27 protein-coding genes and 1 pseudogene are annotated in these 20224 nt (G+C 68.4%); 8 read left to right on the top strand and 20 right to left on the bottom strand.

Annotation, left to right across the window (positions count from 1 at the left end):
- The 4 genes from AC1DSO_RS10660 to AC1DSO_RS10645 form a co-directional block, all read right to left on the bottom strand.
- A partial coding sequence (locus tag AC1DSO_RS10660; RefSeq protein ID WP_477068799.1) for a DUF5117 domain-containing protein occupies positions 1–806 on the bottom strand: 806 nt, incomplete at its 3' end.
- A 199-nt stretch (positions 807–1005) separates the two neighbouring features.
- Positions 1006–1170 (bottom strand): DUF1902 domain-containing protein, encoded by a 165-nt coding sequence (locus tag AC1DSO_RS10655; RefSeq protein WP_477068798.1) that lies wholly within the window; start codon positions 1168–1170, stop codon positions 1006–1008.
- A 15-nt stretch (positions 1171–1185) separates the two neighbouring features.
- The gene (gene argS, locus AC1DSO_RS10650) at positions 1186–2988 is read right to left on the bottom strand and encodes an arginine--tRNA ligase (RefSeq protein ID WP_477068797.1); all 1803 of its coding nucleotides are present in this window, start codon (positions 2986–2988) and stop codon (positions 1186–1188) included.
- The gene (locus AC1DSO_RS10645) at positions 2985–3695 is read right to left on the bottom strand and encodes a Tat pathway signal sequence domain protein (RefSeq protein WP_477068796.1); all 711 of its coding nucleotides are present in this window, start codon (positions 3693–3695) and stop codon (positions 2985–2987) included. Before AC1DSO_RS10645 ends, argS begins: the two co-directional genes overlap by 4 nt.
- Before the next feature lie 143 nt (positions 3696–3838).
- Between AC1DSO_RS10645 and ispH the strand changes: the two genes are divergently transcribed.
- A complete protein-coding gene (gene ispH, locus AC1DSO_RS10640) occupies positions 3839–4810 on the top strand; it encodes a 4-hydroxy-3-methylbut-2-enyl diphosphate reductase (protein WP_477068795.1) in 972 nt (323 codons plus the stop codon).
- A gap of 193 nt (positions 4811–5003) precedes the next feature.
- Here the strand turns inward: ispH and AC1DSO_RS10635 are convergent, their stop codons facing one another.
- Together AC1DSO_RS10635 and AC1DSO_RS10630 are read right to left on the bottom strand one after the other, a co-directional pair.
- On the bottom strand, positions 5004–5456 hold the full coding sequence (locus AC1DSO_RS10635) for a hypothetical protein (RefSeq protein ID WP_477068794.1): 453 nt from the start codon (positions 5454–5456) through the stop codon (positions 5004–5006).
- A 54-nt stretch (positions 5457–5510) separates the two neighbouring features.
- Positions 5511–5666, bottom strand: a complete 156-nt coding sequence (locus tag AC1DSO_RS10630) for a hypothetical protein (RefSeq protein ID WP_477068793.1) — start codon at positions 5664–5666, stop codon at positions 5511–5513.
- An 88-nt stretch (positions 5667–5754) separates the two neighbouring features.
- On the opposite strand from AC1DSO_RS10630, the gene thrB reads away from it, so the two are divergent.
- Complete coding sequence (thrB, locus tag AC1DSO_RS10625; RefSeq protein ID WP_477068792.1) at positions 5755–6708, top strand: homoserine kinase; 954 nt, start codon at positions 5755–5757, stop codon at positions 6706–6708.
- Positions 6705–7154 (top strand): ribonuclease HI, encoded by a 450-nt coding sequence (rnhA, locus tag AC1DSO_RS10620; protein WP_047411834.1) that lies wholly within the window; start codon positions 6705–6707, stop codon positions 7152–7154. The genes thrB and rnhA overlap by 4 nt, the downstream gene beginning before the upstream one ends.
- 115 nt (positions 7155–7269) lie before the next feature.
- Here rnhA and AC1DSO_RS10615 read toward each other — a convergent pair whose 3' ends face one another.
- A complete protein-coding gene (locus AC1DSO_RS10615) occupies positions 7270–7704 on the bottom strand; it encodes a rhodanese-like domain-containing protein (RefSeq protein ID WP_477068791.1) in 435 nt (144 codons plus the stop codon).
- Between the two features lie 86 nt (positions 7705–7790).
- Here AC1DSO_RS10615 and ftrA point away from each other — a divergent pair, with 86 nt between their 5' ends.
- On the top strand, positions 7791–8759 hold the full coding sequence (gene ftrA / locus AC1DSO_RS10610) for a transcriptional regulator FtrA (RefSeq protein ID WP_477068790.1): 969 nt from the start codon (positions 7791–7793) through the stop codon (positions 8757–8759).
- Here ftrA and AC1DSO_RS10605 read toward each other — a convergent pair.
- On the bottom strand, positions 8756–9187 hold the full coding sequence (locus AC1DSO_RS10605) for a winged helix-turn-helix transcriptional regulator (protein ID WP_477068789.1): 432 nt from the start codon (positions 9185–9187) through the stop codon (positions 8756–8758). The genes ftrA and AC1DSO_RS10605 overlap by 4 nt on opposite strands.
- Positions 9188–9261: 74 nt before the next feature.
- On the opposite strand from AC1DSO_RS10605, the gene AC1DSO_RS10600 reads away from it, so the two are divergent.
- A complete protein-coding gene (locus AC1DSO_RS10600; protein WP_477068788.1) occupies positions 9262–10116 on the top strand; it encodes an SDR family oxidoreductase in 855 nt (284 codons plus the stop codon).
- An 88-nt stretch (positions 10117–10204) separates the two neighbouring features.
- Positions 10205–10666, top strand: coding sequence for a recombinase family protein (locus AC1DSO_RS10595; RefSeq protein WP_477068787.1), 462 nt, complete (start codon positions 10205–10207; stop codon positions 10664–10666).
- 190 nt (positions 10667–10856) lie between these two features.
- Here the strand turns inward: AC1DSO_RS10595 and AC1DSO_RS10590 are convergent, their stop codons facing one another.
- The 5 genes from AC1DSO_RS10590 to AC1DSO_RS10570 form a co-directional block, all read right to left on the bottom strand.
- Positions 10857–11618 carry an ABC transporter permease gene (locus tag AC1DSO_RS10590; protein ID WP_477068786.1) on the bottom strand — a complete coding sequence of 254 codons (762 nt, stop codon included), beginning with the start codon at positions 11616–11618 and terminating at the stop codon, positions 10857–10859.
- Positions 11615–12562 carry an ABC transporter ATP-binding protein gene (locus AC1DSO_RS10585; RefSeq protein ID WP_477068800.1) on the bottom strand — a complete coding sequence of 316 codons (948 nt, stop codon included), beginning with the start codon at positions 12560–12562 and terminating at the stop codon, positions 11615–11617. Before AC1DSO_RS10585 ends, AC1DSO_RS10590 begins: the two co-directional genes overlap by 4 nt.
- Positions 12563–12670: 108 nt before the next feature.
- Positions 12671–13132: an NfeD family protein gene (locus AC1DSO_RS10580; protein WP_477068785.1), complete on the bottom strand. Its 462-nt coding sequence runs from the start codon at positions 13130–13132 to the stop codon at positions 12671–12673.
- A 3-nt stretch (positions 13133–13135) separates the two neighbouring features.
- The gene (locus tag AC1DSO_RS10575) at positions 13136–14098 is read right to left on the bottom strand and encodes an SPFH domain-containing protein (protein WP_477068784.1); all 963 of its coding nucleotides are present in this window, start codon (positions 14096–14098) and stop codon (positions 13136–13138) included.
- A 33-nt stretch (positions 14099–14131) separates the two neighbouring features.
- Entirely contained in the window at positions 14132–14575 is a 444-nt protein-coding gene (locus AC1DSO_RS10570; protein WP_477068783.1) for a TIGR02301 family protein, read from the bottom strand.
- Between the two features lie 177 nt (positions 14576–14752).
- Between AC1DSO_RS10570 and AC1DSO_RS10565 the strand changes: the two genes are divergently transcribed.
- Positions 14753–14980 (top strand): hypothetical protein, encoded by a 228-nt coding sequence (locus tag AC1DSO_RS10565; RefSeq protein ID WP_477068782.1) that lies wholly within the window; start codon positions 14753–14755, stop codon positions 14978–14980.
- A gap of 4 nt (positions 14981–14984) precedes the next feature.
- Here AC1DSO_RS10565 and AC1DSO_RS10560 read toward each other — a convergent pair whose 3' ends face one another.
- The gene (locus AC1DSO_RS10560; protein ID WP_477068781.1) at positions 14985–15527 is read right to left on the bottom strand and encodes a hypothetical protein; all 543 of its coding nucleotides are present in this window, start codon (positions 15525–15527) and stop codon (positions 14985–14987) included.
- A gap of 108 nt (positions 15528–15635) precedes the next feature.
- On the opposite strand from AC1DSO_RS10560, the gene AC1DSO_RS10555 reads away from it, so the two are divergent.
- Positions 15636–16394 carry a Crp/Fnr family transcriptional regulator gene (locus AC1DSO_RS10555; RefSeq protein WP_477068780.1) on the top strand — a complete coding sequence of 253 codons (759 nt, stop codon included), beginning with the start codon at positions 15636–15638 and terminating at the stop codon, positions 16392–16394.
- Here AC1DSO_RS10555 and AC1DSO_RS10550 read toward each other — a convergent pair.
- From AC1DSO_RS10550 to AC1DSO_RS10525, 6 genes and pseudogenes are all read right to left on the bottom strand, one after another.
- Entirely contained in the window at positions 16391–17356 is a 966-nt protein-coding gene (locus AC1DSO_RS10550; RefSeq protein WP_477068779.1) for an NAD(P)H-dependent flavin oxidoreductase, read from the bottom strand. The genes AC1DSO_RS10555 and AC1DSO_RS10550 overlap by 4 nt on opposite strands.
- Positions 17357–17433: 77 nt before the next feature.
- Positions 17434–17571 carry a hypothetical protein gene (locus tag AC1DSO_RS10545; RefSeq protein ID WP_477068778.1) on the bottom strand — a complete coding sequence of 46 codons (138 nt, stop codon included), beginning with the start codon at positions 17569–17571 and terminating at the stop codon, positions 17434–17436.
- Between the two features lie 185 nt (positions 17572–17756).
- Positions 17757–18518, bottom strand: a complete 762-nt coding sequence (locus AC1DSO_RS10540) for a site-2 protease family protein (RefSeq protein ID WP_477068777.1) — start codon at positions 18516–18518, stop codon at positions 17757–17759.
- Positions 18519–18567: 49 nt separating this feature from the next.
- A pseudogene (locus AC1DSO_RS10535) lies at positions 18568–18686 on the bottom strand (hypothetical protein); the annotation flags it as partial.
- Positions 18687–18715: 29 nt separating this feature from the next.
- A complete protein-coding gene (locus tag AC1DSO_RS10530; protein ID WP_477068776.1) occupies positions 18716–19147 on the bottom strand; it encodes an NUDIX hydrolase in 432 nt (143 codons plus the stop codon).
- Positions 19144–20205, bottom strand: coding sequence for a patatin-like phospholipase family protein (locus tag AC1DSO_RS10525; protein ID WP_477068775.1), 1062 nt, complete (start codon positions 20203–20205; stop codon positions 19144–19146). The genes AC1DSO_RS10530 and AC1DSO_RS10525 overlap by 4 nt, the downstream gene beginning before the upstream one ends.
- Positions 20206–20224 lie beyond the last annotated feature (19 nt).

Here is a 20224-nt window from a genome sequence, read left to right as displayed (position 1 = left end):
GAATAGTCGGCCACCGTGTGGTCGATGACGCCGACGCGCGGATCGTTCTGACGCGGCTGGTAGCCGGGCTCGGGCAGGGCCACGAACGAGTGGTGCAGGGCCAGGGTGACATTGCGCGGGTCGGGGACGATGCCGCGAACCTCCGAACCCGGATCATCGCCGACGAAGGTCTCGACCGCTTCGAGCTCGACGTTCAGCGGGAAGACGTTCACCGCCCCGGTGTCGGCATAGGACAGGCCGTCGTTCAGGCGGAAATCGCCCCGCTTGCTGCGCTTGAGGCTCTTGGCGATCCCCTGGGCGTCGCGGACCAGGAACGAGGTCACGTCGACCAGCAGGCCGCCGTCGGGCGCCTCGGCCTCGACCGTGTTCGACCAGACGCTGGAGACCGGGAACGAGTCGGCCACCGCCTTCTGCTCGTCCAGCGAGCCGCGCGCGGCGTTGAAGCCCCAGTTCTCGAACTGGGCGAGCACCTTGCCGCCCACCCGGCGGAAGGCGATGATCTGGGTGTCGCCGGGGGCGGAGCGGTCGAGACCCGTCGGGTTCGAGCCGAGGCCGGCCCGCAGGTAGGTCTGGTAGAGGTAGCGTCCGGCGATCCCGTCCGCGCCCGGCTTGGGCAGCAGCAGCAGGACCTTGCCGTCCTTCTTGTCGACGAAGACCGGAACCAGGCCGTCCTTGCGCTCGAGCCCCGCGGTGGCCTCGGCGAACTTGTCCTTGGCCGGGGCCTTGGCCTTTTCGGCGAAGGCCGGCGCGGCGACCGCGCCCAGGCAGACGCTGGCCATCAGCATGGCGATCTTGGACTTGTTCATACGCTACCCCGACCCGAATGAGCCGCGACTGTCGGGCTGGTCGTTTGGGATTGCAACGGGCGAGCGGCGGCGCGAGTCCACTTGCCTAGCAACTAAGCGCCCCAACACCGACCTCCCCGGCGAAGGCCGAGGCCCAGATGAAACCCACTAGACGCTCAGGCTGAATCTGGGTCCCGGCGTTCGCCGGGAAGGTCGGGAGTTAGTGTGTGTTCGCGGCCAGCAGTTCAGGCGCGAGCGCACTCGCGATCTGGAAGAACTCTGGCAAGGTCGAGGCCTCGACAACCAGGCCCGCTATGTTGCTTTCCGAAATCCAAACGCCGGCTTCGGCGTCCCACTCGGCGGCGACATAAAACGGATCAGGCATTCCAGGCCTCGCCTTTTACATCCGCTCCGGCGCTTCGATGCCCAGCAGATCCAGCGTCAGCTCCAGCTGCCGCAGCGTCGTCTCGGCCAAGGCCAGGCGCGAGCCGCGCAGCTCTTCGGTTTCGGCGACCACGATCGGGCAGGCGGCGTAGAACTTCGAGAAGGTCTGGGCCAGCTTGTAGGCGTGCTCCGCCACGAAGTTGGGGGCCTTCTTGTCGTAGGCCTCCTGCAGGGCGCCCTCGAAGGCGTCCAGCAGCATGGCCAGGTCGCGCTCGGCGGCCTCGTGGATCACGATCCGGCCGGCGGTGGCGCCGGCCTCGGCGGCCTTGCGCAGCACGCTCTTGATGCGCACCGACTGGTACAGCAGGTACGGGCCGGTCTTGCCCTCGAAGCTGGTGAAGCGGTCGAGGTCGAACACGTACGAGGTGCCGCGGAAGTTCTGCAGGTCGGCGAACTTCAGGGCGGCGACGCCGACCTTGTGGGCGGTGTCCTCGAACTGCTCTTCGGAGAGCTCGGCGCCGAGACCAGCCTCATGCAGGCGCTCGCGGGCCTTTTCGCGGGCCATCTCGATCAGGTCGTGCAGCTTCAGCACGCCGCCGGCGCGGGTCTTGAACGGCTTGCCGTCGGCGCCGTTCATGGTGCCGAAGCCGATGTGCTCCAGCGAGCCGTCGGCGGCGTAACCAGCCAGGTAGGCGGCGCGGAACACGGTCTCGAAGTGCAGGGCCTGGCGCTGGTCCACGCAGTAGAGGATCAGGTGCGGGTCGAACGACTTGCGGCGATCCAGGATCGTCGCCAGGTCGGTCGTGCCGTACATGGCCGAGCCTTCCGACGAGACCACCAGCAGCGGCGGCACGTCCTGCTTGTCGCCCTCGCGGGCCACGCGGACGATGCGGGCGCCCTGGTCCTCGACCAGCAGACCCTTGTCCTCCAGCTGACGGACCATCGGCTCGATCAGGTCGTTGACGTCGCTCTCGCCCTTCCAGAGGTCGAAGTCGACGCCCAGGGCATGGAACTCGCGCTCCAGGGCCACGCGGCTGACCTTGACGAAGTGGCGCCACAGCAGGCGATAGCCGAAGCGGCCGTTCTGCAGCTCGGCGGTGGCCTTGCGGGCCCGCTCCTTGAACGCCGGATCTTCCTTCTGGCGCACCGAGGCGGCCGGATAGATGCGGTCGAGGTCGGCCAGGCTGATCCGGCTCTCGAACTCGGCCATCACCTTGGCCTCGTCGGCCGCCGAGAAGCCGCGCGGCGCCTCCGGCAGCTTCTCCATCAGGGCATTGATGAAGGCGTCCTCGTCCATGATGGCGCTGATCAGCAGGCCCATCTGGAAGCCCCAGTCGCCGAAGTGGGCGTCGCCCACCACGTCGTCGCCGCGGAAGCGGTACAGGCGCTTGACCGACTCGCCGATGATCGAGGCGCGCAGGTGGCCCACGTGCATCGGCTTGGCGACGTTGGGACCGGCGTAGTCGATCAGCACCCGGCGCGGGCTTTCCAGCAGCTGGGCGCCGGTGCGGTCGTCGGACGCGATCTCGCGGGCGCGGGCCGACAGGGCCTCGTCGCTGACGCGCATGTTGATGAAGCCGACCCCGGCGATCTCCACCGAGGCCAGGCGCGGGTCGCCCTTCAGGATGTCGACGACCTGTACGGCGATTTCGCGCGGGTTGCGCTTGGCGCTCTTGGCCGCCGCGAGGGCGCCGTTGCACTGGAAATCGGCCAGGTCGGGGCGGTCGGAGGCGGTGACGCGCCCGAACTCGGGAGGAAGTCCGGCGGCCTGGAAAGCGGCCGCGGCCGCTTCGCTCAGGGACCGCTTCAAATCGTTCATTGCTTGGTAGGCGTCCCTGCTGGGGCTTGGCTCGGCTGGGCTTGGGCCGTCTGGCCCGCATTGACCCGGAAGCGCTTGCCCTCACGGTTGAAGGCGGCCATTTCCGGCGTCACGTCGAAGCCGAGCAGCACTTCGAAATTGCCGCCGCTGACCTTGGAGTCGGCGCGCGGAATGGTGATCTGCTCGATGGTGTCACGCGCATAGGCGCGGTCCTGGCCGGCGGCGAAGCTCACCGGCAGGTCGAAATATTCCTTGGCGATCACGGCCTGGTTCCGCTCGGTGACGGCCACCCAGTAGCGATAGACGTGCTTGTCGCCCTGGGCCTGCGGGCCGCGGCCCAGCTGGAACAGCGCCTCGATGCGGATCTTGATCGGCTCGTCGCCCTTGTAGGCGCAACCCGAGGCGATGCTCTGGATCTCGCCGGTGAAGCCGGCCTGGGCGGCCGATTCCTTGGCCTCCTTGAACTCGACATAGCGGCTGGCGTCGTACAGCACCTTCACATACGGGCACGGGCCGGCGTTGCGCAGTTGCTGCAGCGGAGCCTTGGGCTGGTTCCACTCCTCGTCGCGCTTCTTCTTCTTGGCGCCCTGGTCGTCGTCGCCGCCCTGGTCGCCGCGGCCGGGCCCTTGGGCGTAAACAGTCGTCGCCGTCGCGGCGATCGAGACGGCCATCACGGCGCTGAGAGCGAACGAAAGAGTGCGGCGCATGAAACGTCCGGTCCGAGAAAGAAAGAGCCAAGCGGGACCACAGCGCCCCGTCGGCGTCATGCAGCCTGATAAAGGCATATGCGTGACGTCGCAACGCCGCAGACTCCTGGCGCCGAGCCGTCCGAGCGACTAGTTTCCGCGCCATGAACGCCCATACGCCCGTCCCTACGCCGGTTCGCCGCCCGATCTCGCTCGTGCTGGCCAGCCCGCGCGGCTTTTGCGCCGGCGTCGATCGCGCCATCCAGATCGTCGAGCGCGCTGTCGAGAAGTTCGGCGCGCCGGTCTATGTGCGTCACGAGATCGTGCACAACCGCCACGTGGTCGATCGCCTGAAGGCGTTGGGCGCGGTGTTCATCGAGGAGCTGTCCGAGGCCCCCGACGACCGTCCCGTGGTGTTCTCGGCCCATGGCGTGCCCAAGTCGGTGCCGACCGAGGCCAAGTCGCGGCAGATGATCTATCTGGACGCCACCTGCCCGCTGGTCTCCAAGGTCCATGTCGAGGCCCAGAAGCACTTCGACGCCGGTCGCGAGATCGTGCTGATCGGCCATGCCGGCCATCCCGAGGTGATCGGCACCATGGGCCAGCTGCCCGAGGGCGCGGTCACCCTGATCGAGGACATTAAGGACGCCGCCGCCTGGGTTCCCAAGGACGCGGCCAACGTCGCCTTCCTGACCCAGACCACCCTGTCGGTCGACGACACCGCCGACATGGTGGCGCTGCTGCGCGAGCGCTTCCCGGGCATCGCCGCCCCGCACAAGGAAGACATCTGCTACGCCACTACCAACCGCCAGGACGCGGTCAAGCACCTGGCCGAACAGGCTGAGCTCGTCTTGGTGGTCGGCTCGAAGAACTCGTCCAACTCGGTGCGCCTGATGGAGGTCGGCCTGAAGGCCGGCGCCACCGCCGCCCATCTGATCGACGACGCCAACGGCGTCGACTGGAGCTGGTTCGAGGGCGTGCAGCGCGTGGGCCTCACCGCCGGCGCCTCGGCCCCGGAAGACCTGGTGCAGGGCGTCATCGACGCCATCTCCGCCCGCTTCGACACGACCGTCGAGGAACTGGTCGAGGCCCGCGAGACGATCACGTTCAAGCTGCCGAGGCTGCTGACGGCTTAGGGGTGGCGGACCACTCGCAATCTGCCTCCCGACGAAGGCCGGGCAGGTCGGAGGAGCGGAAGAGGACCGTCGGGATGTCCGCTAAGGGTGGTTAGCCGCCGTGAGCGCCAGCCAAGATTTATCGAGGCTGGCGCAACACCAAGGCGAGCTACTCGCGCGCCATTGACGACTGGCCCAGATCGCGGGCGGAGTCTCAGAATTTCTTTGCGGGCATTGGCGTATATTTCGCCGGCTCGCACTCGGCGGTCACCCAACTCGGAAGGTAGGGATTTTCATCCTTCCCAGAGAGACCACCCGTCGTGCGGTTTATCTCGTAGCCGTTCCAGAACGCTATCCGGGTCTCTGTGGCAACGATATCGAATTGACTCTGGGCGCCAACGACCCAAGCCTTCGATCCTTTGAAATCCATCGAGAAGGCGCGCTCCCACGGCTCTTCCTTCTTTCCCGAGGATGATGAGATAGTGGTCTGCGTCCCTTTGCAAACCAAGCCGATTTGCGTAGGCGCCGCGGCCTTTGCAGAAGCCGCCATAGCGATTACGGACAGTGTGATTGCGAACAAATTTGCCTCCCGAATTTGCGCCAGTCTGGCGTTCGGAGAGCAGGGCTTCAAGCCTACTTTCTTCGGAAGCGCGCGAACCGTCGCCAACCAGCGAGGTCTGCAATGGGTCGAAAGCCGACCTTGGTCGGTGCGTTCTGCCGCTCACTTCGCCAGCGCCTCGAACGTCTCTCGATAGCGCTCAAGGATTTCGAGGCCGAGCTTAAACTGTCGCTCCAACTCGGCGTCGCACGGGGAGACATCGGTGTTCGCTTCCGGACTCGGCAGCGCGGATGTCGGCTTGTCTTCGGGCTCGTCCATGCCGGGTCTCCTTCGTCGCCACCATAACATGCCCACCACACCTTCGCGCCCCCTTGACCGCCAGCGCCTCCTCCCGCATCCCGGCGCCATGGCCGTCTATACCGACATCACCGACCAAGAACTCGCGACCTTCCTGGAAGGCTACGACCTGGGGGCGCCGCTGGCGTTCAAGGGCATCGCCGAGGGCGTGGAGAACTCCAACTTCCTGCTGGAGACGGAGAACGGCCGCTACATCCTCACGGTCTACGAACGGCGGGTGAAGGCCGACGACCTGCCCTATTTCCTCAACATGTTGACCTGGCTGGCCGACAAGGGCTTTCCCAGCGCCCGGCCGATCCCGGACCGCAAGGGCGCGACGCTGGCCAGCCTGCGCGGCAAGCCGGCGGCGATCGTCGAGTTCCTGCCGGGCCTGTCGGTGCGCAAGCCGACCGTCGCCCATTGCCGCGAGGCCGGCGAGGGCCTGGCCTGGCTGCACCTGGCCGGCGAGGGCTATCCCGGCCGCCGCGCCAACGACTTGGGACAACAGGCCTGGTCGCCGCTGTTCGCCAAGCATCGCAAGGCGGCCGAGGACCTGAAGCCGGGCYTGTCGGCGACGATCGACAACGACCTGGCGCAGCTGGCCCTGATGTGGCCCCGGAACCTGCCGACGGGCGTGATCCACGCCGACTATTTCCCCGACAACGTCTTCTTCCAGTCGAACGGCAAGTTCGCCGCGGCGATCGACTTCTATTTCGCCTGCGACGACGCCTACGCCTACGACGTGGCCGTGACCCTGAACGCCTGGTGCTTCGAGCCCGACGGCAGCTTCAACATCACCGCCGCCAAGGCCCTGCTGAACGGCTACGAGCGCCGGCGGCCGCTGAGCCCAGCCGAGAAGCAGGCCCTGCCGATCCTGGCGCGCGGCGCGGCGATGCGCTTCTTCCTGACCCGCTTGGCCGACTGGGGCGCGACCCCGCCTGGCGCGCTGGTCCGACCCAAGGACCCGCTGGAATACGAGCGCAAGCTGGCCGTCCACCGCGAAGGGCTCGTGCTGTTCGCATGACGCCCAAGGTCACGATCTACACCGACGGCGCCTGCAAGGGTAACCCGGGCCCGGGCGGCTGGGGCGCCATCCTGTTCTACGGCGACAAGAAGAAGGAAATCTGCGGCGGCGAGCCGGCGACCACCAACAACCGCATGGAGTTGATGGCCGCCATCCAGGCCCTGGAGCTGCTGAACCGCCCCTGCAAGATCGAGCTGCACACCGACAGCCAGTACGTCATGAAGGGCATCCAGGAGTGGATCCGGGGCTGGAAGGCGCGCGGCTGGAAGACGGCCGACAAGAGCCCGGTCAAGAACGACGACCTGTGGAAGCGGCTCGACGCCGCGCGCGATCGGCACGACGTCGACTGGCGCTGGGTCAAGGGCCACGCCGGCCATCCGCTGAACGAACGGGCCGACGCCCTGGCCAATGAAGGCCTGCGCAAGGCCAATCCGCGCTTCGGCTAATATCCAAATGTCTTCCCGGACGGCCCGAAGGGTCGATCCGGGACCGCCGGAAGCTCTGAGCTCGCCGCGGTCCCGGCTCTCCGCTACGCTACGGCCGGGATGACATCCGTGAGGGCTAAGCCGCCGAGGCGGACGCCACGAGGCTTCCGGGCTGATCGCCGGTCGCGAACGGCAGGCCTTCGTAATGCCAGCCCGTGATGCCGCCGATCATCAGCTTCACCGGCCGGCCCAGCTGGGCCAGCTTCAGCGCCGCGCGGTCGGCGCCGTTGCAGTGCGGGCCCGCGCAGTAGACGACGAACAGCGTGTCGGCCGGCCATTGCGCCATGCGCTCGGCGGTGATCTCGGCATGGCGCAGGTGGATGGCGCCGGGCACGTGCCGGCGGGCATAGGCTTCCGGCTGGCCGACGACGTGCAGCAGCACGAAATCGACCTCGCCTGCCCGCAGGGCCGCGGCGACGTCGGCGCAGTCGGTCTCCAGCGCCAGCCGCGCGGCGAAATGGTCGGCGGCGATCTGCGCGGACGCGGCGGGGATTTCGGATACAAAGCTCATGACGGCCTCCGTGGATGACGGCGGCAGACTTGCCCCACCGGGCCTGCCCGCGTTAGCAGGCCAGACCGACAGCGACCGTAAAGATCATGCCAAACCCTCCACCCAAGGGCCGCCTCGTCGTCGCCCTGGCCTATGACGGCCTCTGCACGTTCGAATACGGGGTGGCGGTCGAGCTGTTCGCCCTGCCGCGGCCGGAGATGGGCCCGGACTGGTACCGCTTCGCCACCGCCGCCATCGAGCCGGGCGAGCTGAAGGGCCTGGGCGGGGTGCGGGTCGTCGGCGATGGCGGGCTGGAGCTGCTGGAACAGGCCAGCGTCATCGTCGCGCCGGGCTGGCGCGGCCCGGACGCGCCCGTGCCGCCATCGCTGGTCGAGGCCCTGCTGGCGGCCAATGCCCGTGGCGCGCAGCTGATGTCGATCTGCTCGGGCGCCTTCGTCCTGGCCGCCACTGGTCTGCTGGACGGCCGCAGGGCCACCACCCACTGGCGCCATGCCGACGCCCTGCGCGAACGCCACCCGGCGGTCACCGTCGAGCCGGACCTGCTGTATATCGACGAGGGGGACGTGATGACCTCGGCTGGCAGCGCCGCGGGCATCGACCTGGGCCTGCACCTGATCCGCCGCGACTTCGGGCCCGAGGCCGCCAACAGCGTCGCCCGCCGCCTGGTGACGCCGCCACATCGCGACGGCCGCCAGGCTCAAGTGGTGCAGCAGCCGGTGCCCAGCGTCCACGAGGCCGCGCGCCTGGGCCCGATCCTCGACCGCATGCGCGCCGACCTGTCGCGCGCCCACACGATCAAGGCCCTGGCCGATACGGCCGGGATGAGCGAGCGGACCTTCCTGCGGCGGTTCGAGGCGGCCACCGGCGACACGCCGGCCCGCTGGCTGCTGGCTGAGCGGCTGAACCGGGCGCGCGACCTGCTGGAGAGCTCGACAGCCGGGATCGCCCAGGTGGCCGAGGCGGTGGGCCTGGGCGCGCCGGCCTTGCGGCATCACTTCCGCCGCCAGTTCTCGACCACGCCCGGCGCCTATCGCGCCAGATTCGCACGCGGCTAGGGGACGGGCGGATATTTCGCCCGATCGGCCTCGCTCCAGTGCGGCAGGATGCGGTCGAGATTGAGCTCGATCCAGTCGGCCAGGCCGCGCACCCGCTCGGCCACCTCCAGGCCTGTGGGCGTGAGGCTGTATTCCACGTGCGGCGGCACGACCTGAAACGCCACGCGCTTGACGAAGCCGTCGCCCTCCAGCTGTTGCAGGGTCTGGGCCAGCATCCGCTCGCTGACGCCGCCGATGCGTCGCCGCAGGGCGCTGAACCGGCAGGTGCGCGTCTCCAGCGCCATCAGCACCAGCACGCCCCAGCGGCTGGTGACGTGGTTGAGCACCTGGCGCGACGGACAGCCGGCGGCCATCAGGTCACCGCGCTCCACCCGCTCGGAAAGCGCGATGGGCGGCGGGGCGGCGGCGATTTCGAGCTCTTCTTCCATACTTACATTCATGTACGTACTTACTAAAAGTAAGCAAGAGCCCTAGATCGCTTCCGTCATCACGGAGAACGATCATGACCATCGCCATCACGGGCGCTGCCGGCCAGTTGGGCCGCCTCGTCGTCGAGAAGCTGAAGGCTCGCGTCCCCGCCGGCGAGATCATCGCCCTGGCGCGCGATCCGGCCAAGGCGGCCGACCTGGGCGTCGCCGTCCGGGCGGCCGACTATGGCGACCCCGAAACCCTGGCGGTCGCGCTGCGCGGCGTCGACACCCTGCTGCTGATCTCGGGCAATGCGGTCGGCCAGCGCCTGCCGCAGCATCGCAACGTGATCGAGGCGGCCAAGGCCGCCGGCGTCAAGCGGATCGCCTATACCAGCGTCCTGCGCGCCGACACCTCGCCCCTGGCGCTCGCCGAAGAGCACAAGGCCACCGAGGCGCTGATCAAGGCCTCGGGCCTGACCTACGCCCTGCTGCGCAACGGCTGGTACACTGAGAACTACACAGGCGCGCTGCCGGGCGCGATCGCCGCGGGCGCGCTGATCGGCGCCTCCGGCCAGGGCCGGATCTCCGCCGCCGCGCGCGAGGACTACGCCGAGGCCGCCGCCGTCGTGCTGGCGACGCCGGATCAGGAGAACCGGATCTACGAACTGGCCGGCGACACCGCCTTCGCCGGCGCGGATCTGGCCGCCGAGGTGTCGCGCCAGGCCGGCAAGGCCCTCCCCTATAACGACCTGCCCGAGGCCGAGTACGCCCGGATCCTGGAGAGCTTCGGCCTGCCCGGCCCGTACGCGGCGATCATCGCCCAGTCCGACGCCTCCGCCGCTCGCGGCGCGCTGTTTGATGACGGTCGCCAGCTGTCGGCCTTGATCGGTCGCCCGACAACGCCGCTGTCGACCGTCGTGGCGGCGGCGCTGAAGGCCGCTGGCTAGAGCCCGCGGGCGCCGGCGGCGCGACGAAGCTGTGGGCGGCGGGAGAAACCCTCTCGCCAAGCCCGCCCGGCTTTGCCAAGCACCTCCAATGAACCTCGTCGGCTACTATCGCGTGCCCCCGGTGCGCGGCGTCTTCTTCAGTCCCGCCCAGGAGGAGCGCCTGCTGCTGATGGGCTGCCAGGAGGTGTTCAGCGACCGCTGCCTGCCGGCTGGCGTGGTCCGGCCCGGCCTCGAGCGGGCCCTGGCGGCGCTGGAGGACGGCGGGACCCTGGCCGTGCTCAGCCTGCACGCCCTGGCGGGCACGATGGTCGACCTACTGGAGGTCGTGCAGAGGCTGAAGGCGCGCGGCCTGCAGCTGGTCGTGGCCCAGCCGGAAATCGACACCCGCACCGACGCCGCCTTCTTCGAGGCCTGCCAAACGCTGGCCAGCTTCAACGGCGAGCGGGCCCTGGTCCGGGCGGCCGAGGCGTCGCTGGTCGCCAACGGCGTCCGGGGCGGCGGCCTGCAAGGGCTGAAGGCGGCGGCGACGGAGGCCAAGGAGGAGGACTAGGGGCCGCGCTCAAATCGGCTTCAAAGCTTCAAATTCCTCGTCATCCCGGAAGCCTCGAAGAGGCTATCCGGGACCCAGGGGCGCCCGCAGTACGCCGCCCCCTGGGTCCCGGGTCTTCCCCCGGCTTTCGCCGGGGTACGCCCGGGATGACGACAAAATGGGTGGTAGGGGCGGGACTCGCCGAAACCCCCTAGACCTTCAGGCGATAGCCCGTCTTGAAGATCCACGCGACGGCCGTCAGGCAGACGGCCAGGAACACGGCGGTCATGCCCAGGCTGACGCCGACGCTCACGTCCGACTGTCCGTAGAAGCTCCAGCGGAAGCCGCTGATCAGATAGACCACCGGATTGAACAGGGTGATCTTCTGCCAGATCGGCGGCAGCATCTTGATCGAATAGAAGCTGCCGCCCAGGAAGGTCAGCGGCGTCACGACCAGCAGCGGCACGATCTGCAGCTTCTGGAAGTCGTCGGCCCAGACCCCGATGATGAAGCCGAACAGGCTGAAGGTGATCGAGGTCAAAACCAGGAACAGCAGCATCACGAACGGGTGGGCGATCTCGAACGGCACGAAGATCCGGGCCGTGGCCAGGATCAGCAGGCCCAGGCAGATCGACTTGGTCGCCGCCGCCCCGACATAGCCGGCCACCGTCTCGATCCAGGCCACGGGGGCCGAGAGCAGCTCGTAGATCGTGCCGGCCCATTTGGGCATGTAGATGCCGAACGAGGCGTTGGAGATGCTCTCGCCCAGCAGCGACAGCATGATCAGGCCCGGCACGATGAAGGCGCCGTAGCTGACCCCGTCGATGGCCTGCATGCGCGAGCCGATCGCCGAACCGAACACCACGAAATAGAGGCTGGTGGACAGAACCGGCGACACGACGCTCTGGGCCAGGGTGCGGAACCAGCGCGCCATTTCGAAGCGATAGATGGCCTTGATCGCGAACAGGTTCATTGCGGGGCCCTCACCAGGCTGACGAAGATGTCCTCCAGCGAGCTCTGGTCGGTCTTCAGGTCCTTGAAGTCGACGCCGTGCTCGGCGAGGCGTTTGAGGAGGTCGGCGATGCCGGTGTCCTCGGCCTGGGCGTCGAAGGTGTAGACGAGGTCGGCGCCGTCATTGGCCAGGCTCAGCGACGGCTGGGCCAGGCCGGCCGGCAGGGCCGTCAGCGGCTCGCGCAGGTGCACGGTCAGCTGCTTCTTGCCCAGCTTGCGCATCAGGACCGACTTGTCCTCGACCAGGATGATCTCGCCCTTGTTGATCACCCCGATCCGGTCGGCCATCTCCTCGGCCTCCTCGATATAGTGGGTGGTCAGGATGATGGTGACGCCGCTGGCGCGGAGCTGGCGGACCATCTCCCACATGTCGCGGCGCAGCTCGACGTCGACGCCGGCGGTCGGCTCGTCCAGGAACAGGATGGTCGGCTCGTGGCTCAGGGCCTTGGCGATCATCACCCGGCGCTTCATGCCGCCGGACAGGGCCATGATCTTGCTGTCCTTCTTGTCCCACAAGGACAGGTCGCGAAGGATCTTCTCGATCAGGGCGTCGTTGGCCGGCTTGCCGAACAGGCCGCGCGAGAAGCGCACCGTGGCCCAGACGGTCTCGAAGGCGTCGGTGTGCAGCTCCTGCGGCACCAGGCCGATCTTGGTCCGGGCGGCGCGATAGTCGCGCACCACGTCGTGACCGTCGGCCAGGATCGTGCCCTGGCTGGGATTGACGATGCCGCAGATGATGCTGATCAGGGTGGTCTTGCCCGCCCCGTTCGGGCCCAGCAGCGCGAAGATCTCGCCCTGCTTGATGTCGAGGTCGATGGTCTTCAGGGCCTGGTGGCCCGACGCATAGGTCTTGGTCAGACCCTTTACCGAAATGATGGAGGTCACGCGCTCTCCCCTAAGCGCGATGTCGAGGCATCGCGCGCCCTTTGCAGAAACATGGCTTATTCGCGCCTCAAATGGTGTGGCTGAGCCGGGATAACAGGGGCGCGGCGCGAACTTGTCAGCAGAGCGCCGTCAGGTGGGGATCTTGCGCACCTTCAAGACCGCGCCGTCGACCCCGATCACGACCACCTCCTGGCTGATCGCCGGGATCGGCTCGTCCGTTTCGGCGGCCCAATCCTTGCCGTCGACGAAGACCCGCCCCCGACCCTGCTCGAAGGTCGAGAGCACCTGGCCGCGCTGGCCGATCAGGCGCTTAAGCGGGTCGTTGAGGTCGGGACTGTTCGGCTCCAGCACCGGCCGCAGGAAGCGCCGGGCCAGATAGGTGGTGGCGATGGTCAGGACCGCGAACAGGCCCAGCTCGATCACCAGACCCGGATGCAGCGCCTGGGCGACCACGGCGACGATGAAGGCGCTGGCCGCCGGCCACAGCAGCCAGCCGCTGCCCGTGCCGACCTCGATGGCCAGGAACAGGGCCGCGATCGCCAGCCACAGCCAGAGCGGATGCATCGCGTAGAAGCCTCCCAGGGCGTCCATGGATCAGGCTCCGCGCTTGCCGCCGGTCGGCGTGGTGGTCGCCGCGGCGCGCTGGGTGTCCGAGCCGAGGCTCTTGATCAGCTCGGTGACGCCGGCGACCGTTCCGGTCAGGCCGGCGAAGTCGGCGGGCACGATCACGGTCTTCTGCTGCGGGCTGCGAGCCAGCTCGCCGAACGCCTCGACGTATTTCTGGGCGATGAAGTAGTTGATCGCGTTGACGTCGCCCTTGGCGATGGCTTCCGACACGAAGGTGGTCGCCTTGGCCTCGGCCTCGGCTTCCCGCTCGCGGGCTTCGGCGTCGCGGAAGGCGGCTTCGCGGCGGCCCTCGGCCTGCAGGATGGCCGACTGCTTCTGGCCTTCGGCGCGGGCGATCTGGGACTGCTTCTCGCCCTCGGCCTCGGTGACCACCGCGCGCTTCTCGCGCTCGGCCTTCATCTGGCGCGCCATGGCGTTGGTGATGTCCGGCGGCGGCGTCAGGTCCTTGATCTCGATCCGCGCCACCTTGACGCCCCAGGGGCCGGTGGCGTGGTCGATCGTCGACAGCAGCCGGGTGTTGATGGCGTCGCGCTGGCTCAGCACCTCGTCCAGCTCCATCGAACCCACCACGGTGCGCAGGTTGGTCTGGGCCAGCTGGGTGATGGCGTAGATCAGGTTGTCGACCCGGTAGGCGGCGGCGGCGGCGTCCATCACCTGGATGAAGACGATCGCGTCGACCTTCACCGACACGTTGTCCTTGGTGATGACCTCCTGCTGCGGGACGTCCAGCACCTGTTCCATCATGTTGACCCGCCGGCCGATCGTCTCGACGAACGGGGTCAGGATGCTGATGCCGGGCTTTAGGGTCCGGGTGTAGCGGCCGAACCGCTCGACGGTGAACTCGCGCCCCTGAGGCACGATCTTGATCACGCTGATCACCAGCACGAAGGCCAGGATCAACAGCACCAGAACGACGATCGACGTACCCAAGACGCCCTCCCCTCACAAACCTTGTGGTTGAGGTTAGCGCGCCCCTTCGCCTTCCGCCACGGAATCCGGAGCCGGACCGACAGGGTGGGCCGGACGCATCGACTGCGACAGCTTCCGGGCCAGGGCCTGGCCCTTGCGGGCGGCCTGCTGCTCGGCCTTGCGGCTGGCCTCGTCGCAGATCGGATATTCGCTGCGGCGCGCGGCGAAGCCGGTGTTGAACCGCTCGCGCAGCTGGACGTCGAAGGCCTGGTCGGCCTGTTCGACCTCGGTCAGCCGCACCATGCGGGCGCGCCAGTACTGGTCGCCCTCGCCTTCGCAGGCCTGGCGCAGGGCGTGGCTCTCGCCCAGCGTATAGGCGATGTCCAGCAGGCGCTGGCGCTCGCCGGCGTCCCGCTCCTGGGCCAAGGCCATGGGAGCCAGAACGGGCGAGGCGACGAGGGCGGCCAGGGCGACGCCGATGAGGAACGGACGCGACATGGCGCTGTTATCGCCAAAGCCCGCCGCCCTGTCACGACCCCGCGCCCAACGGGCGAGCGGCGGGGCTGGAAGCTTGGGGATAAAATGTCTCTCGGTGTCAGAAAAGCCTGAACAATAAAGGCCTTGCGATCGCCACGGATCGGGCGTTCCCTGTGGATACTGCAAGGAGGTCTGCTCATGACTGAGGTGCATTATGGCGCCGAGGTGCATTACGGTGTGGTGCGCGTTGGTGATCGCTGGTCCATCATCGGCGACAACCTGCGCTTCGGCGCCTACGAGACGCGCGGCGAAGCCCGCGCGGCGGCCCGCCGCCTGGCCGAGCATCCGGCCGGCCTGGGCCTGTCGGTGATGCTGCACGAACAGCAAGACGACTGGGTGCTGCCCCGTCCGATCGCGCTGAGCTAAGGCTCTAGCCCGCCTCCTCGAGCTCGTCGCCCGCGTACAGCCACGGCTTGACCACCCGCCACACCTGCAGCACCGAGGCGACCGCGCCGACGATCGAGGCGACGACCTGGAACGCCTGCCAGACGAAGCTGATCAGCGGATCCTCGCCCAGCATGGCGACCAGCGGATAGATCAGATTGCTGACCGCGATGCGGAACTCCGCATAGGCGCGGGAGTACTCGACCGACGCACCGTCTAAGGCGGCCGTGACCACCACGGCCAGGACCGGGGCCCACAGCAGCGGCAGGATCAGCAGCAGGGCCAGGGCGGTGACCAGGGACTTGGTCGACAGGCCGACATCCTGGCTCGCGGTGATCCCGACACCCGCCACCACCGCCAGGCCCAGCAGGGCGAAGGCGGCCGGCAGGGCCAGGTCGGCGGTGTCGGCCAACGGCAGGCGCGCGGCGAACACCGCCAGCGACATGACCGCCAGGGTCACGACGAACGCGCCCAGCCAGAGCGCGCCATATTGGCTGAGCCGCCGCCGCAGATGCCGTCTCGCGATCATCGCCGATCTCCCCTTCGCTTTGAGGGTGCTTCGGAAGACTCTCGCCGTCCACGGGAAACTAAGCCGTGCGCCGTGCGCTTAGACTCACGAGCCTTACGGGAGAACCGCATGACCGTCTTCGCCCGCATCATCCGCGGCGCCGCCGAAGGCGAGGACGCGCCGTCCTATTCGGCCAATCGCCTGCTGGCCGCATTGCGCCCGGACGCCCTGGCCGAACTCTCGCCGCACCTGGTGCTGGTCGACCTGCCCCAGGACGCGGTGCTGTTCGACGCCGGCGACGATGTCGAGCACACCTACCTGCCCTGCGGCCCGACCCAGGCCTCGCTGCTGGTCGTCACCTCGGACGGCCAGGAGATCGAGGCCGCCAGCATCGGCTTCGAGGGCGCGATCGGCGGCGTGGTCAGCGCTGGCTTCAAGCCCGCCTACGGCCGCGCCGTGGTGCGCGTGGCCGGCCGGGCCTTCTGCATCCCGACCAGCCGGCTGGAGGAGGTCAAGGCCCATCACACCGCCGTGGGCGACCTGTTCGATCGCGCCGCCGACGTGTTCATCGCCCAGATGATGCAGGTGGCCGCCTGCAACGCCCTGCATCCGATCGAGCAGCGCGCCTGCCGCTGGTTGCTGTTCGCCCACGACCGCTCCGGCGACGAGTCGATCCGCCTGACCCAGGAGACCTTGGCCCAGATGCTGGGCGTGCAGCGCACGACGATCAGCGCCGTGGCCCGCGCCCTGCAGGACGCCGGCATCATCCATATCGGCCGCGGCCGGGTGACGGTGCTGGACCGGCCGGGCCTGGAAAAGCGGGCCTGCGAGTGCCACGACGCGGTCGAGGCCCACTTCCGCAAGGTGCTGCCGAAGGTCGTCGACTAGATGACGTAAGCGCTCGCCTTGGCCAGCGCCCCTTCCGCCTCGGCCACCAGCCGCGCGACGATCTCGCCGGCCGGCAGGATCTCTCGGACGCCGCCGGCGCTCTGGCCCATGGCGAAGCAGGACCTGGCGGGATCCAGCCCCTCGACCTGGCCGCCGATGCCGCCCATGGCCCCTGCCTGGATCGAGACCAGGGCCTGCTGGGGGAACGGCTGGATGTCGCCGGGTCGGGCTTCCCAGTCGCCGACATAGGGGTTCTTGCGCACCCGCATCGGCTTGCCCGAATAGCAGCGGGTGCGGACGGTGTCCTCGTCGGCGGCCTCGACCACCGCCTGGCGATAGAGCTCGCCCGCATGGGCCTCATGGCTGGCGATGAAGCGGGTGCCCATCCAGACGCCCTGGGCGCCCAGCGTCAGGGCCGCCGCCAGGCCCCGGCCGTCGTACAGGCCGCCGGCGGCGATGACCGGGATGCTCACCGCCTCCACGGCCTGGGCCACCAGGGGCAAGGTTCCGACCAGACCCGTATGGCCGCCGCCCTCGCCGCCTTGGCAGATCACCGCGTCGCAGCCGGCCTGCTCGGCCTTGACCGCGTGTTTCACCGCCCCGCAGACGACCATCACCTTCAGGCCCGCGGCCTTGAGCCGTTCGATGATCGACAGCGGCACGCCCAGGCCGGCGACGAAGGCCGAGGCGCCCTCGGCGATGATGACCTCGACGCTGGCGGTCAGGGCGTCGGGCGTGGCGGCTAGCAGGTCGACGCCGAACGGCCTGTCGGTGAGGCTTTTGACCTCGCGCATCTGGGCGCGGATGAAGTCCGGCGAGGTTCCGGCCATGCCCAGCACGCCGTAGCCGCCGGCCTTGGACACCGCCGCCGCCAGCGGCGCGTAGGACACCCCGCCCATGCCGGCCAGCAGGATCGGATGCTCGATATGCAGAAGATCGCAGAGCGGCGTGCGCAGCCCCATGGCCCTTCCTCCCTCGTTTCCAGGAGGATGCTGGGCGCGCGTCCAGGCCCGCAAGCCTGCCGCGAGGTCAGTCGAACCTAGCGGTGCTTGACCAGCTCGGCTTCGACGTCCGCTTCGCAGGTCCAGAAGCAGCTGGCCATGGCCGTCAGGACCAGGGCGACCAGCATCATGAAGCCGCGGGGCGGGGCCAGGCCGATAACGTCTTGAGGCGTCATCTTTTCGTTTCCTCGTCGGCGCCCGGATCTGATGTCCGGACTGCCGTAAGGAAAAGCTTCTCACCCCCGAAGCGGTTCCGCAAGAGGCTGTTTTAAATGGGTTTTTATTGGACTTCAGAGTCCAGGAAACGCACCGTTAGAAAATCGGGTATCCACCCCTGGTGACAAGGACGGCGCGGTCAAGGTCAAGAGCCCCAAAAGTGGAAGGTCTGCCAGCCCGCGCCAATGGCCGATCGCGAGACGCCCAGCAGGTCGGTGACGAACAGGGCCGCGGCGAAGATCAGGCGGCTGACGCCCGGGACCCAGAAGATCAGAGCGAACAGCAGCAGAAAGCCGACCCGCTCGACCTTGACCATCTTGGCCCGCACGCCGTCCGGCAGGAACGGCCGGATCACGCCGTAGCCGTCCAGGCCGGGGATCGGCAGCAGGTTGAGGACCAGGGCGCTGGCCTGCAGGAAGGCCAACATGGACAGAGCGTTGCGCAACGCGGCCGAGGCGACCGCCGGCAGGGCCAGCGCCAAAACGAGCAGCACCAGCAGCGTTCCCAGCGGCCCGGCCAGCGAGGCCAGCGACCGCCAGCCCCTGGTGCGCATCAGGTCCTCGCGCAGATAGACCGCCCCGCCCGGAAAGCCGATGCCGCCCAGGGCCAGGGCCAGCAGCGGAAAGAGGATGGTGGTGACCAGGTCGGAATATTTCAGCGGGTCGAGGGTCAGATAGCCCTTCTCGACGATGGTCGTGTCGCCGGCCTTGTGAGCGACGAAGGCGTGGCCGAACTCGTGAACCCCGACGCTGAGCACCCAGGTCGCGGCGACGAAGGCGAAGGTCAGCACGCCGACCGGCGGCAGCTCCGCCGCCACCGCCCAGCCGAGGGCGACGCAGGCGGCGATCAGGATCAGGGCGTTGGGGCTGATCGGGCTGCGCGGGGCGCGGGTTTCGATGACGGTCATGACTGTGTTGTTGGGGAGCTTCGGCGGAAGGGCAAGCATGCCTTCATCCTCAAAGCTCCAAACCCTTGTCATCCCGGAAGCCTCGCAGAGGCTGTCCGGGACCCAGGGCCGGCGCAGTGCGGTGGCCCCTGGGTCCCGGCTCTCCGCTGCGCTACGGCCGGGATGACAAGGAAAGGCGGTGACCCGGGCAGGCAAAGTCATCGAGGTTCAACACCCCCGAACCGCCCATAAGTCTCCGCGATCACCCGCCGCGTCTCGTCCCACTCGACCAGCGCCATCGCCTCCTCCCGCGAGACGAACCGCGCCTCGGCCGCSTCGTCGCCGGCCACAGGCTCGCCGGCGGTCCAGCGCGCGGCATAGTCGATCAGCACGTAGTGGCGGGTGATCTCGCCGCCCGGCCTCGCGGGAAAAACCCCGTCGACCACGTCGATCAGGCCCAGCAGCTCGGCCTCGACACCGGTCTCTTCTTTGAGCTCACGCAAGGCGGYGACCTCCAGCGTCTCGCCCCATTCCAGGCGGCCGCCCGGCAGGCTCCACTGGTTCAGCCGAGGCGGCGTGCCGCGGCGGATCAGCAGCACCTCGTCGCCCCGCAGGCAGACGACGCCGACGGTCGGTACAGGATGACTCACGGAAAACCGACCTTCAGATCGACGCTGGACTTGACCCCGATACACGTCCCGCAGTCGGCCAGCCAGGCTTCCGCCGCCGCTCGGCCGCGGTCCTTCAGGTCCAGCAGGAAGCTCCATTCGGTGTTGAACTTGGTGGACAGCGACAGGTCGGCCAGCGGCTTGTCGGCGGTGATCGCGTGGACCAGCATCCGGCGATAGCGGCCCCGGGCGGTGTCCTTCAGCAGCCCCTCGTCCAGCAGCTTCTGCACGAAGCCGATGGCCCGCAGCTCCGAGGCCAGAGAGGCGTTGAAGGTGATCTCGTTCAGCCGGTCCATGATCTCGCCCGGCGACTTGGGCGTCTCGTCGCGGACAAACGGGTTGAGGGTGATCACCAGGATGTCGTCGGGGGTGTCGTCGTAGAACAGCGGCCACAGCGGCGGATTGGCCAGAAAGCCGCCGTCCCAATAAGGCTCGCCGTCGATCTCCACGGCCTGGAACAGCTGCGGCAGGCAGGCGCTGGCCATGATGTGGCGGGCGGTCAGCTCGGTCTCGCGGAAGACCTTGGCCTTGCTGGTCCGGATCGCCGTGGCGGCGATGAACAGCTTGATCGGACTGTTCTCGCGGATCTGGCTGAAGGTGATCTCGGCTTCCAGCGTGTCGTGCAGCGGGTTCAGGTTGAACGGGTTGAACTCGTACGGGCTGAAGGACAGGGCCAGGGTCTCGGCCATCCGCCAGCCTGGGGTGTTCTTGATCCAGTCGGCCCCGCCGCCGAACGCGCTGGTCCAGATCGAGGTGTCGCCGAACACGTTGCGGCCGCCCTGGCGGTTGACCTGCCGCCAGAACGAGTCGAGCCGCTGGCGAGCGCCCTCGCGGCCGTTGTCGATCAGGCCTTGCGCCAGGCAGACGGCGTTCATCGCCCCGGCCGAGGCGGCGGTGACCGCGCGGATCTCGATGTCCTGCTCCTCGAGCAGGCGGTCGAGGATGCCCCATTCGAAGGCGCCATGGGCGCCGCCGCCCTGCAGGGCCAGGCTCAGGCCCTTGGGCCCGGACTTCTTCTTGGTGAAAGGCGGGATCGGCATGGGACGAAGCTCTCCTGAA

The organism is Caulobacter sp. P4_E5, from assembly GCF_056401555.1.
This window is presented reverse-complemented; position numbering and strand designations above follow the sequence as displayed.

What these genes read in the sequence shown, in the direction of transcription:
- AC1DSO_RS10525 (WP_477068775.1), bottom strand. Translation starts at nt 20,205, where the DNA reads ATGCCGATCCCGCCTTTCACCAAGAAGAAGTCCGGGCCCAAGGGCCTG.
- AC1DSO_RS10605 (WP_477068789.1), bottom strand. Translation starts at nt 9,187, where the DNA reads ATGGAAGAAGAGCTCGAAATCGCCGCCGCCCCGCCGCCCATCGCGCTT.
- AC1DSO_RS10655 (WP_477068798.1), bottom strand. Translation starts at nt 1,170, where the DNA reads ATGCCTGATCCGTTTTATGTCGCCGCCGAGTGGGACGCCGAAGCCGGC.
- AC1DSO_RS10555 (WP_477068780.1), top strand. Translation starts at nt 15,636, where the DNA reads ATGACCGTCTTCGCCCGCATCATCCGCGGCGCCGCCGAAGGCGAGGAC.
- ispH (WP_477068795.1), top strand. Translation starts at nt 3,839, where the DNA reads ATGAACGCCCATACGCCCGTCCCTACGCCGGTTCGCCGCCCGATCTCG.
- rnhA (WP_047411834.1), top strand. Translation starts at nt 6,705, where the DNA reads ATGACGCCCAAGGTCACGATCTACACCGACGGCGCCTGCAAGGGTAAC.
- AC1DSO_RS10645 (WP_477068796.1), bottom strand. Translation starts at nt 3,695, where the DNA reads ATGCGCCGCACTCTTTCGTTCGCTCTCAGCGCCGTGATGGCCGTCTCG.
- AC1DSO_RS10540 (WP_477068777.1), bottom strand. Translation starts at nt 18,518, where the DNA reads ATGACCGTCATCGAAACCCGCGCCCCGCGCAGCCCGATCAGCCCCAAC.
- AC1DSO_RS10550 (WP_477068779.1), bottom strand. Translation starts at nt 17,356, where the DNA reads ATGGGGCTGCGCACGCCGCTCTGCGATCTTCTGCATATCGAGCATCCG.
- argS (WP_477068797.1), bottom strand. Translation starts at nt 2,988, where the DNA reads ATGAACGATTTGAAGCGGTCCCTGAGCGAAGCGGCCGCGGCCGCTTTC.
- AC1DSO_RS10595 (WP_477068787.1), top strand. Translation starts at nt 10,205, where the DNA reads ATGAACCTCGTCGGCTACTATCGCGTGCCCCCGGTGCGCGGCGTCTTC.
- AC1DSO_RS10630 (WP_477068793.1), bottom strand. Translation starts at nt 5,666, where the DNA reads ATGGACGAGCCCGAAGACAAGCCGACATCCGCGCTGCCGAGTCCGGAA.
- AC1DSO_RS10615 (WP_477068791.1), bottom strand. Translation starts at nt 7,704, where the DNA reads ATGAGCTTTGTATCCGAAATCCCCGCCGCGTCCGCGCAGATCGCCGCC.
- AC1DSO_RS10570 (WP_477068783.1), bottom strand. Translation starts at nt 14,575, where the DNA reads ATGTCGCGTCCGTTCCTCATCGGCGTCGCCCTGGCCGCCCTCGTCGCC.
- AC1DSO_RS10560 (WP_477068781.1), bottom strand. Translation starts at nt 15,527, where the DNA reads ATGATCGCGAGACGGCATCTGCGGCGGCGGCTCAGCCAATATGGCGCG.
- AC1DSO_RS10565 (WP_477068782.1), top strand. Translation starts at nt 14,753, where the DNA reads ATGACTGAGGTGCATTATGGCGCCGAGGTGCATTACGGTGTGGTGCGC.
- AC1DSO_RS10545 (WP_477068778.1), bottom strand. Translation starts at nt 17,571, where the DNA reads ATGACGCCTCAAGACGTTATCGGCCTGGCCCCGCCCCGCGGCTTCATG.
- AC1DSO_RS10600 (WP_477068788.1), top strand. Translation starts at nt 9,262, where the DNA reads ATGACCATCGCCATCACGGGCGCTGCCGGCCAGTTGGGCCGCCTCGTC.
- AC1DSO_RS10580 (WP_477068785.1), bottom strand. Translation starts at nt 13,132, where the DNA reads ATGGACGCCCTGGGAGGCTTCTACGCGATGCATCCGCTCTGGCTGTGG.
- ftrA (WP_477068790.1), top strand. Translation starts at nt 7,791, where the DNA reads ATGCCAAACCCTCCACCCAAGGGCCGCCTCGTCGTCGCCCTGGCCTAT.
- AC1DSO_RS10590 (WP_477068786.1), bottom strand. Translation starts at nt 11,618, where the DNA reads ATGAACCTGTTCGCGATCAAGGCCATCTATCGCTTCGAAATGGCGCGC.